The following is a 2,404-nucleotide window of genomic DNA, read 5'->3' on the forward strand; positions in this document are numbered from 1 at the left end:
CGAATTCGCCGGTGGAGATGTCGAGCCAGGCCAGCGCCAGGCTGGCCGACTCGCCGCTGCCGGCCTGGCCGAGCGCAGCCAGATAGTTGTTGCGCCGGGAATCGAGCAGGCTGTCCTCGGTGACGGTGCCGGGGGTGACGACCCGCACCACGTCGCGCTTCACGACCGATTTGCTGCCGCGCTTCTTCGCCTCCGCCGGGTCTTCCATCTGCTCGCAGACGGCGACCTTGAAGCCCTGGCGTATGAGACGGGAGAGATAGGCGTCGGCGGCATGGACCGGCACGCCGCACATCGGGATCGGCTGGCCGTCATGCTCGCCCCGTTTGGTCAGCGCGATATCCAGCGCCGCGGCTGCCGTTGCGGCATCCTCGAAGAACAGCTCGTAGAAGTCGCCCATCCGGTAGAACAGCAGGCAGCCGGGATGGGCAGCCTTGATGGTCAGGTACTGCGCCATCAGGGGCGAGGTGCCGGCGGGGAGGTTCAGGGGCTCGGGTCGGTTCATGGCGAATAAATGTGCAGGGCCGCAGACATACCACAGCGGACGGGGCTTTTAACCCCTCAGGACTTGGCCCTATGATGAAAGCGGGAGCGGAATGCCCGCGGCAGAAACCACAGAGCGCCAAGAGAAAAATGAGCGAAACGAAGACCCCGAACCAGATCCTCCAGGACGACGCGCTCGAATTCCACAAGCTGGGCCAGCCGGGCAAGCTCGAGGTCGTGCCGACCAAGCCTATGGCCACCACGCGGGACCTGAGCCTCGCCTACAGCCCCGGCGTCGCCTATCCCTGCCTGGAAATCCAGAAGAATCCCGACACCGCCTACGACTACACCTCGCGCGGCAACCTGGTGGCGGTGATCTCCAACGGCACCGCCGTGCTGGGTCTGGGCAATCTCGGCGCGCTGGCGGGCAAGCCGGTGATGGAAGGCAAGGCGGTGCTGTTCAAACGCTTTGCCGATGTCGATTCCATCGATCTCGAAGTCTCGACCGAAGACGTCGACGAGTTCGTCAACTGCGTGCGCTTCCTCGGCCCCTCCTTCGGCGGCATCAACCTGGAAGACATCAAGGCGCCGGAATGCTTCGTGATCGAGCAGCGCCTGCGCGAGCTGATGGACATCCCGATTTTCCACGACGACCAGCACGGCACCGCGATCATCTCCGCCGCCGGCCTGATCAACGCCCTGCATCTTACCGGCCGCGACATCAGGGACACCAAAATGGTGGTAAACGGCGCCGGCGCGGCGGGCATCGCCTGCACCGAGCTGGTCAAGGCCATGGGCATGAAGCATGAGAACGTGATTCTCTGCGACACCAAGGGCGTGGTCTACCAGGGCCGCACCGACGGCATGAACCAGTGGAAATCGGCCCATGCCGTGAAGACCGACGCGCGCACCCTGGCCGATGCGCTGAAGGGCGCCGATGTCTTCTTCGGCCTGTCGGTGAAGGGCGCGGTGACGCCGGAAATGCTGCGTTCCATGGCGGCCAATCCGATCGTGTTCGCCATGGCCAATCCGGATCCCGAGATCACCCCGGAAGAGGCGCTGGCGACCCGCGGCGACGTGATCATGGCGACCGGCCGTTCGGACTACCCGAACCAGGTCAACAACGTGCTGGGCTTCCCCTACATCTTCCGCGGCGCGCTGGACGTGCGCGCCCGCACCATCAACGACGAGATGAAGATCGCGGCAGCCGAGGCCATCGCCATGCTGGCCCGCGAGGACGTGCCCGACGAGGTGGCGGCGGCCTACAAAGGCGAGCGGCCCAAATACGGCCCGGGCTACATCATCCCCTCGCCCTTCGATCCGCGCCTGATCGTCGACGTGCCGCTGGCGGTCGCCAAGGCCGCCGTCGAGTCCGGCGTAGCGCGCAAGCCGATCAAGGACTGGGGCGCCTATGCTGCCCAGCTGCGCGCGCGGCTGGATCCGACCGCCGGCTCGCTGCAGATCTTCTTCGACCAGGTGGTGCAGAATCCGAAGCGTGTCGTCTTCGCCGAGGGCGAGGAAGAGACGGTGATCCGCGCCGCGCTGGAATTCCGCGATGCCGGCTACGGCACGCCGGTGCTGATCGGCCGCAGCGAGCGGATCGAGGCCACGATGAAGGCGATCGGGCTGAAGAATCTCGACGGCTGCGAGATCCACAACGCGCGGCTGTCGCAGCATAACGCGCTCTACACCGACTTCCTCTACAAGCGGCACCAGCGCCGCGGCATGCTGCATCGCGACGCCCAGCGCCTGGTCAATCTCGACCGCAACGTCTTCGGCGCCTGCATGGTGGCGCATGGCCATGCCGATGCGATGGTCACCGGCGTGACCCGCACCTATTCCGTCTCCTTCGACGGCGTGCGGCTGGTCATCGACCCCGAACGCGGCCAGCGCGTCATGGGCATCTCGATCATCGTGGCGAAGG

Annotated in this window: 1 protein-coding gene and 1 pseudogene; one reads left to right on the forward strand and one right to left on the reverse strand. The window is 65.8% G+C overall.

Going from position 1 to position 2,404, the window contains the following annotated elements; genetic code table 11:
• Positions 1–502: pseudogene (locus VKZ87_RS17780) on the reverse strand (DNA mismatch repair protein MutS); the annotation flags it as partial.
• A 128-nt stretch (positions 503–630) separates the two neighbouring features.
• On the opposite strand from VKZ87_RS17780, the gene VKZ87_RS17785 reads away from it, so the two are divergent.
• Positions 631–2,404, forward strand: a 1,774-nt coding sequence (locus VKZ87_RS17785; RefSeq protein WP_324222613.1) for an NADP-dependent malic enzyme, incomplete at its 3' end; no start/stop codon positions are given.

It is taken from the genome of Ferrovibrio sp., from assembly GCF_035304305.1.
In the GTDB taxonomy this organism is placed as follows: Bacteria; Pseudomonadota; Alphaproteobacteria; order Ferrovibrionales; family Ferrovibrionaceae; genus Ferrovibrio.